The organism is Flavobacterium sp., assembly GCF_049590715.1.
Taxonomy (GTDB): Bacteria; Bacteroidota; Bacteroidia; order Flavobacteriales; family Flavobacteriaceae; genus Flavobacterium.
Window position 1 is genome coordinate 1 of record NZ_JBAWDL010000077.1, and the last position, 8,767, is coordinate 8,767.

Sequence of the window (8,767 nt, forward strand, 5' to 3'; positions counted from 1 at the left end):
TCCTAATGCTGGAAAATCAAGTTTTATCAATGCTTTGATTGGTAAAGAAAGATATATTGTTACAGATATTGCGGGAACAACTCGTGATGCAATTGATACAAAATTTGACCGTTTTGGTTTTGAATTCAACTTGGTGGATACGGCGGGAATTCGTCGTAAAGCTAAAGTAAAAGAAGATTTGGAATTTTACTCCGTAATGCGTTCCGTACGTGCGATTGAGCATGCTGACATTTGTATTTTGATTATCGATGCTACTCGTGGATTTGAAGGTCAAGATCAAAGTATTTTTTGGTTGACTGAGAAGAACCGTAAAGGAGTTGTTATCTTGGTAAATAAATGGGATTTGGTCGAAAAAGATACCATGTCAACCCGTGATTACGAAGAGCAAATCAGAAAAGAATTGATGCCATTTACCGATGTGCCAATTTTATTCGTTTCGGCATTGACAAAACAACGTTTGTTGAAAGCACTTGAAGCTACGGTTAAAGTATATGAAAGTCGCCAACAGCGTATTGCTACATCTAAATTCAACGATTATATGTTGAAAGTAATTGAAGCGTATCCGCCACCAGCAACGAAAGGAAAATATGTAAAAATTAAATATTGTATGCAGTTACCATCAAAAACACCGCAGTTTGTGTTTTTTGCTAACTTACCACAATATGTAAAAGAACCTTATAAACGTTACCTTGAAAATAAGATTAGAGACAACTGGGATTTCTCAGGAGTTCCAATTGATATTTATATTAGAGAGAAATAATCATTTTATTAAACCTTTTGAATTTCAAAAGGTTTTTTTTTGACTTTTTTTTAATTTAAATTAAACCTTTTGATATTTTAAGTGTCCTAAAATCTATGTATTATAATAAAACCATGTTCAAAAACCACTTTTTATTCTTTTTCTTATTTGTTACATTTATCAACTACGCACAAGATAGCTATACTGTCCAAGGTCAAGTTTTAGATATCAATACGCAACAACCATTAGAATCTGCTAATGTTTTTTTCTCAGTAGTAAAAGATTCTTTGAAATTAGGATCAACGACTACTGATAAGTCAGGTTTGTTTAGGATTCGATTAAAGAAATATGATAATCCTGTTTTTTTGAATGTTTCTTTTGTTGGACATGAAAATTACAAAGATGAATTATCAGGAGTATTAGAGAGTAAAGATCTTGGGACAATTTATTTATTTAGTACTGAAAATGTATTGAAAGATGTTGTCATAATGTCAGCAGCGCCACCCATGGTAGTTAAACAAGATACTTTGGAATACAATGCCTCTTCCTTCAAAGTTCGTCCCGACGATAATGTAGATGAGGTATTAAAAATATTACCAGGATTTCAGTTTGATGATGATGGTAAAATCACGGTAAACGGTAAAGAAGTTTCTCAGATTCTTGTCAACGGAAAAGCCTTTTTTGGAAAGGATGGTGCTATAGCATTACAAAATTTACCAGCTGATCTGATTAATAAAATTCAAGTTTCGGATTTTAAAACAAAACAAGAAGAGTTAGCAGGAGATGATGCTGCGTCTGATTTTTTAAGTATCAATTTAACTATAGATGAAAAGAAAAACAAAGGTTACTTTGGAAAATTCTTAGGCGGTTATGGAACTGATGATCGATATGAAGGAAGTTTTTTAGTGAACCAATTTGATCAAAAACAGCGTATCAGTGCTGTGGGATCAACAAATAATATCAATTTATCTGGTTTTTCTATAGATGAGGCTTTTGGAGATGATTCAAAAAAAGGGAGTAATGATATAGGAGCTACGATTTCTAGAAAAGGAATCACACAATCAAATTTAGCAGGATTAAATTATTTTAATGAATGGTCTGATAAGTTAGAAACAACAGGAGATTATTCGTTTAATAATAGTGTTAATAATAATACAAAGAGTTCAACGCTACAACGTTTTTTACCTACAGGAAATTTGGTAACACAATCCGATTCAGATGCAAGAATTGAGAATAATAATCATAAGGTTAATTTTGAATTGAATTATAAACCAAGTCTGACAACTCAGATTTCGTTAGAACCACGGTTACGTAGATCGAATTATAAGAGCGATGGAAAATCATCGAGTGTTACTACAGATGAAAATGGTGTTTTGCTAAATAAAAATATAGGAACAACTTCACGAACATCAGATGGGATAAATTTTGATAATCAACTTAATGTTAATCATAATTTTACAAAAAAACGTAGGAACTTAAATTTTTCGATGGTTAATAATAATTCGGATAATCAGAACATAGCCTTTAATAATTCTACAACAAATTCCTATAAAACAGGAAATGTTATTTTACGTAATCAAAAGAATGACAATCAAATCAAGCGTGATTATTTGTATTTAGGGACTGAATATACAGAGCCAGTTTCGGAGGTTGTTCGTTTACGAGTAGGAGTAGATTACCGTTGGGATAATAAAGTGACTGATGAGAAAACTTTTAATTTTGATGATGCTTCTCAAGACTATTCTATTTTTAACGACAAGCAGTCTAGTTATATGTCTTCAAAACAATATGCAATAGCACCAAAAATGGGGTTTATCTATGATGATAAAGTTTTTTCATTTAATGTAAGAAATAATACTTTTTTAGTGAATTATGATAACTCCTCATTGTATTTGGGTAAACAGACTAATTTGAAAGCGCATTATATTATTCCAGAATGGCATACACAATTTAAGTACAAAATTGACAAATCTAATTATGCTTTGTTGAAATATGATTACAGAGTGAATTTGCCTACTGCATATCAATTACTACCTGTTTTAGATATTAGTAGTACAGTAAATACGGTGATTGGTAACCCAGATTTAGATCCTGTTAAAAAGCATAGTTTTAATTTTAATTTTAGAAATTACAATGTCAAAAAACGCTCAGGGTATAATATCTATATGAAAGCGGATGTTATTGATAGTGATATTATCTCTACAAAAGTGTATGCAGCAGATGGAACAAGTCAAACAACTTTTGTAAACATTAATAATATTTACAATTCTTCTTTAGGAGCTTATTGGAATAACTATATCAAGAAAGACGATAACTCTTATCGTTATGGTTTAGGTTTTAATTCAAGTTATGGACTTGATAAGGGTTTTGTTAATAATGTGTTTTATGATGCAAATACGTTATCATTTTCCCCAAGAGTTTATTTCTCTTATAATTATGGTCAGTTTTTTACTATCGCTCCTTCTTATAATTTTGCTTATAATGAATCGAAATATAAAAACTATTCAATCGATTCTCGTTCTAATGTTATCCATAAAATGAATTTAAAGACAACCAATTATTTTATTGAAAAGTGGGTTCTTAGTAATGATTTGGGATATAGTTATAATTCTAATTCAGGTGGTGCTTATAAAAACTCCTATTATTTGTGGAATATGAGTTTAGGGTATACGTTTTTGGATAAAACATTCACAGCAAGATTGAAAGTATATGATATTTTAGATCAAAATCAAGGATACTCACGGTCTATTACGGATACTTCAATACGCGATGAGGAAAATACTGTTTTGAAACGTTATGCTATGCTTTCATTAATTTATAAAATAAAAAACTTTGGAGGAATAAAAGAGAAAGAAATCCCAGCTTCTTCAAGAGAACGACATAGAGATTGATAAAGTTATTTGGTGGTTAAATTTGGTTAGACCCTGCTTGTATTTTATATGGCAGGGTTTTTTGTACGTTGTTATTTTTTCTTGAATCTAAGGTAGAATTATTTAGTACATGGGGATATATAGTAGATAAAAGATCTTTTTTAGGATGTATTATCAAGAGAGCATTTAAAATTTTAATGGTGGTTCGTATTTTTAAATTTAAACTTTTCTAAGTACAAAAAAAGTGGTGTCCTTTAGAAAGAACACCACTGTATTTGTTTTTGAATGTATTTACCAGCTCCCGCCAGATCCACCGCCAGAGAAACCTCCGCCACCAAATCCACCGCCGAAGCCACCTCCACCGCCAAAACCTCCTGATGAACCTCCACCGCCAAATCCACCACCGCCACCACGACCTAAACTACTTAATAGAATAACATCGAGTAGGCTAGGTCCTCCGCCACGAGTGCCAGAGTTGCCACCGCTTCCTCCGCCTTTATTCTTTGAAGCTAGGATGATGATAAAAACGATTATAATGATGAATGGAAGGATTGGAAAACCTTGTTCTTTGTTTTGTTGTTTTCTTTTGCCTTTATATTTTCCTTTGAAAACATCAATAATAGCGTCTGTTCCTTTGTTGAGACCGTTGTAGTAACTTCCTGCTTTAAATTCAGGAATGATAATGTTTCTTGTAATTTCTCCACCAATACCGGCCGTTAATCTGTCCTCAAGTCCGTAACCAGGAGCAATCCAAATTTGTCTTTCGGCTTTCGCCAATAAAATAAGGACTCCATTGTCATCTTTTTTGGTTCCCCCAATTCCCCACTGATGTGCCCATTTTGGAGTCAAAATTCCAATGTCTTCCCCTTTTAAACTTTCGATGGTGATAATTACAATTTGAGTCGTAGTCGAATCAGAGTAATGGATCAGTTTTTTCTCCAGTTGAGCTTTTTCGGTACTGCTCAGAACGTTAGCATAATCATAAACTGAAGTTTGGAATTTTGGAATTTCTGGAATGGTAAATTGTGCGAATACAAATCCATTAGTTAGGAAAAGGAGTAGGGTTAAAATGAGATAAAATCCTGTTTTTGAAATTGGATTATTGTAATTAGTTTTAGAACTATGGACTATTGACTTTGGACTATAACTCATTCTCCTTTTGATATTTCGTTTGATAATTCGTTGATGTCGCCTTCTTGATAAGGAAAATACTTCTGCAATTGGTCTCCGGCTCTGGTGATACCGTCAATCAATCCTTGTTTGAAGTTGCCAGTTTTGAACTGTGCAGCCATAGCTTCTTTAGTACAATCCCAGAAATCATTTGGAACAACATCATTAATTCCTTGGTCACCGCAAATCACAAAGTTTTTGTCTTTGACAGCAATATAAATCAAAACCCCATTTTTGAGTTGGGTAGCATCCATGCCTAAATGATGAAAAACTTCCAAAGCCCTATCGTAAGGAACTTTTGAAGTTGTTTTTTCAATATGAACACGAATCTCGCCAGAAGTTTCTTTTTCAGCTAAACGAATGGCTTCTACAATTGCTTCTTCCTCTTCTTGGGTTAAAAAATCTTCTACTTTTGACATGGGGATTATTTTTGAATGAAGATTAACGATTTTTGATTTTAGAAGTATAATTCTGCAATTAAAAATCGTTAATCTGAAATCTTTTTTTTAGAATTTTACTTCTACTGGTTTTTCAGCACCTTCAACCGCATTGAAATATGCTTTTTCTTTGAAGCCAAACATACCTGCAAACAATGTATTTGGGAACGTTTTGATGTGTGTGTTGTATGGTTTAACGGATTCGTTAAAACGAGTTCTAGCAGTTAAGATTTGGTTTTCAGTACTAGCTAATTCGTCTTGTAGTTTTAAGAAATTTTGATTTGCTTTCAAATCAGGATATTTTTCTACAGTAACTAATAAACGTGATAATGAACTGCTTACGCCACTTTGAGCTGAATTAAAAGCGGCTAATTGTTCTGGTGTAATGTTTGATGGATCAACAGTTGTTTGTGTCGCTTTGGCACGAGCCTCAATAACAGCTGTCAAAGTGCTTTTTTCAAAATCAGCAGCTCCTTTAACCGTGTTCACTAAATTCCCAATAAGGTCATTACGTCTTTGATAAGCTGTTTGAACATTTCCCCAAGATTGCTCTACATCTTGGTTTAGCGTTACTGCCGTGTTGTTAATTCCTTTAATCCAACTATAACCAGCAAAAATGATTACTGCAACAATAATCCAAGGTAAAAATTTTTTAAAATCCATGTTTGTGTTTAATTTAAAGTTTGTTTTTTGTTTTAAAATTTAAGTTCTATTTGTAAAATATGCAATTAAAAATCGTTAATCAACAATTAAAAATCTACAGTTCATTTTTGATATTCGTCAACTGCGTTTTAATTGATTCCAGTTTCCTAATAATTTCAAATTTATCTAGGGTTTTCTTTTGTCCTTCTTTCAAATGCGTTTTAGCACCTTCAAGGGTAAAACCTCTTTCTTTGACCAAATGATAAATCAATTGCAAGTTTGTTACATCCTCAGGTGTAAACATTCGGTTGCCTTTAGCATTTTTCTTAGGTTTCAAAATATCAAACTCACTATCCCAAAAACGAATAAGGGATGCATTGACATTAAAGGCCTTGGCAATTTCACCAATGCTGAAATATCTTTTGTCTTTAGAAAGTTCTATGTGCATGTCTTAATTTGGTTTCAGGTTTAAAGTTTCAGGTTTTTTTCCTGCAAGATATAAAATCTGTTTTTTAATTTCAATGTTAATATTCAAAGGTAATCCTAAATCTCAAATCAAAAATCCTTAATCTAGAGACTGATTCTCTTGATTAGCCAGTTGCGAAATCGCCACATATTCCACAGCTGAAATATTTCCGTAATAAAAATTCAACGGATTCACTACTTTACCATCTTTGTGGACTTCATAATGTAAATGTGGTCCTTCTGACCGACCAGTACTTCCTACAAATCCGATTACATCACCTCTTTTTATACGTTGTCCAGCCCTACAATTGTATTTGCTCATATGTGCATAGAGCGTTTCGTATCCATAACCATGCCTAATCACTACATGGTTACCAAAACCTGATGCATTGGCATCTGCTCGGTCAACAATCCCATCACCTGTAGCGTAAATAGGGGTTCCTTGTTGCGCTGTAAAATCCATGCCTTCATGCATTTTACGTGCTTTGGTAAAAGGATCGGTTCGATATCCAAAACCAGAAGCCATCCGTTTTAAATTCTCATTCCGCACTGGTTGAATGGCAGGAATAGTCGCTAATAATTTGTTTTTTTCCTTTGCCAATTTCAATATGGCATCCAATGACTTCGATTGAATCACCAGTTCTTTGGAAAGGATATCTACTTTTTGAGTTGTATTTAAAACCAGTTTAGAATTGTCGTACCCTTTTAATTCAGCATAGCGATCAGGACCTTTTATCCCTGACTTGCGTTCTTCAGTTGGAATAGGTGAAATATTAAAATACGTGCGGTATAAATTATTATCGCGATCCTCTATGGCAGCAGTAACTTCGTTTAATTCATCAATTCGTTTGTCAAGGATATCGTAATTTAGTTTTAAATTATCAATCTGACGCATTAGCAAACGGTCTTTTGGTGTATCAAAGTAAGGGGTGTTCAATAAAACCACAAAACTCAGAAAACCAAACAAGGATGCCGCTACCAAAAACAAGATGATATAAGCAAATTTGTATCTTTTTTTGGTTTTAATTTTCCGATAAGCCAGATTTTCAGAATCGTAATAATATTTTACTTTCGCCATATTTTAAAATACCCTATTTTTGCACGTTCAAAAAGGTTAGTCGAACAAATTTAATAAATGTTTCATTCGTACCACTGCTTTTTTAAGAATAATAATAATTAGAGCCTAATCCAGCTGTGCGTTGCAAGTTCTCGATAGGTACTCTTTTTTTCTAATGAAACCGCAGGAGCTTCCTCCGGTCGCTCTGCCGCTTCAAGAAAAAAATAGAGTCCCATTCTCGAAGCTTTCCACTGCCATCTGGGGCACCAAAAAAATAGACGATTTGGTTATTTGCGTTTGATACTAAACGATTAACCGATTAACAGGATAAATAATAAAAATGAAATCACAAGACATTCGCAAAGCGTACTTACAATTCTTTGAAAGTAAAGGACACTTAATTGTTCCTTCGGCACCTATTGTTCTAAAAGATGATCCAACCTTGATGTTCAACAACTCGGGGATGGCACAGTTTAAAGAATACTTTTTAGGAAATGCCACACCCAAAAGTAATCGTATCACCGACACGCAAAAGTGTCTTCGTGTTTCAGGAAAACATAATGATTTAGAAGATGTAGGTTTTGACACCTATCACCATACCATGTTCGAAATGTTAGGTAACTGGTCTTTTGGAGATTATTTCAAAAAAGAAGCATTACCGTGGGCATGGGAGTTTTTGACAGAAGTTTTAAAATTAGAGAAGGATCGTTTGTATGTTTCTGTTTTTGAAGGAAATGAAGCGGAGAATGTACCATTTGATCAGGATGCATTTGATATTTGGAAACAATTTGTTCCCGAAGACCGTATCATTTTGGGAAATAAAAAAGACAACTTCTGGGAAATGGGTGATCAAGGACCATGTGGACCATGTTCTGAAATTCATATCGATTTGCGTACAGACGCAGAAAGAGCAGCTGTTTCTGGTTTCAGCCTGGTCAATGCAGATCATCCACAAGTAGTGGAGATTTGGAATAATGTATTTATGGAATTTAACCGTAAAGCAGATGGATCTCTAGAGAAATTACCAGCACAACACGTAGATACCGGAATGGGATTTGAGCGTTTGTGTATGGCAATGCAAGGGGTTACATCAAATTATGATACAGATGTATTTACACCACTAATTGCAAAGGTCGAAGAAATAACAGGATTTAAATACACCACAAACGAAATTAAAGACGTTTCTGAAGAGCAAAATAAAACCAATATTGCTATTCGTGTGGTGATCGATCACGTACGCGCTGTAGCGTTTGCCATTGCAGATGGACAATTGCCATCCAACACGGGTGCGGGATATGTAATTCGTAGAATATTACGTCGTGCGATTCGTTATGGTTTCACTTTTTTAAATACCAAGGAAGCTTTTATATATGAGTTGGTAGGAGTC

General features: G+C 33.8%; 8 protein-coding genes. 3 read left to right on the plus strand and 5 right to left on the minus strand.

Annotation, left to right across the window (positions count from 1 at the left end; translation table 11 throughout):
* The coding region (locus WBQ70_RS03855) for a ribosome biogenesis GTPase Der (RefSeq protein WP_423910812.1) at positions 1–760 on the plus strand (760 nt) is incomplete at its 5' end.
* A 95-nt stretch (positions 761–855) separates the two neighbouring features.
* Positions 856–3,630 (plus strand): outer membrane beta-barrel protein, encoded by a 2,775-nt coding sequence (locus WBQ70_RS03860; protein WP_423910815.1) that lies wholly within the window; start codon positions 856–858, stop codon positions 3,628–3,630.
* 270 nt (positions 3,631–3,900) lie between these two features.
* On the opposite strand, the gene WBQ70_RS03865 is transcribed toward WBQ70_RS03860, so the two are convergent.
* From WBQ70_RS03865 to WBQ70_RS03885, 5 genes are all read right to left on the minus strand, one after another.
* Positions 3,901–4,761: a TPM domain-containing protein gene (locus WBQ70_RS03865; protein ID WP_423910817.1), complete on the minus strand. Its 861-nt coding sequence runs from the start codon at positions 4,759–4,761 to the stop codon at positions 3,901–3,903.
* On the minus strand, positions 4,758–5,198 hold the full coding sequence (locus tag WBQ70_RS03870) for a TPM domain-containing protein (protein ID WP_423910820.1): 441 nt from the start codon (positions 5,196–5,198) through the stop codon (positions 4,758–4,760). Before WBQ70_RS03870 ends, WBQ70_RS03865 begins: the two co-directional genes overlap by 4 nt.
* Positions 5,199–5,285: 87 nt before the next feature.
* A complete protein-coding gene (locus WBQ70_RS03875) occupies positions 5,286–5,879 on the minus strand; it encodes a LemA family protein (protein WP_423910823.1) in 594 nt (197 codons plus the stop codon).
* 94 nt (positions 5,880–5,973) lie between these two features.
* Positions 5,974–6,306 (minus strand): MerR family transcriptional regulator, encoded by a 333-nt coding sequence (locus WBQ70_RS03880; protein WP_423910826.1) that lies wholly within the window; start codon positions 6,304–6,306, stop codon positions 5,974–5,976.
* Positions 6,307–6,423: 117 nt separating this feature from the next.
* Positions 6,424–7,401 (minus strand): M23 family metallopeptidase, encoded by a 978-nt coding sequence (locus WBQ70_RS03885; protein ID WP_423910829.1) that lies wholly within the window; start codon positions 7,399–7,401, stop codon positions 6,424–6,426.
* Positions 7,402–7,720: 319 nt separating this feature from the next.
* On the opposite strand from WBQ70_RS03885, the gene alaS reads away from it, so the two are divergent.
* Positions 7,721–8,767 (plus strand): alanine--tRNA ligase (gene alaS / locus WBQ70_RS03890; protein ID WP_423910832.1); only part of this gene is annotated, 1,047 nt, incomplete at its 3' end.

Coding starts and splice junctions, on each gene's coding strand:
- WBQ70_RS03860 (WP_423910815.1), top strand. CDS start 856: ATGTATTATAATAAAACCATGTTCAAAAACCACTTTTTATTCTTTTTC.
- WBQ70_RS03865 (WP_423910817.1), bottom strand. CDS start 4,761: ATGAGTTATAGTCCAAAGTCAATAGTCCATAGTTCTAAAACTAATTAC.
- WBQ70_RS03870 (WP_423910820.1), bottom strand. CDS start 5,198: ATGTCAAAAGTAGAAGATTTTTTAACCCAAGAAGAGGAAGAAGCAATT.
- WBQ70_RS03875 (WP_423910823.1), bottom strand. CDS start 5,879: ATGGATTTTAAAAAATTTTTACCTTGGATTATTGTTGCAGTAATCATT.
- WBQ70_RS03880 (WP_423910826.1), bottom strand. CDS start 6,306: ATGCACATAGAACTTTCTAAAGACAAAAGATATTTCAGCATTGGTGAA.
- WBQ70_RS03885 (WP_423910829.1), bottom strand. CDS start 7,401: ATGGCGAAAGTAAAATATTATTACGATTCTGAAAATCTGGCTTATCGG.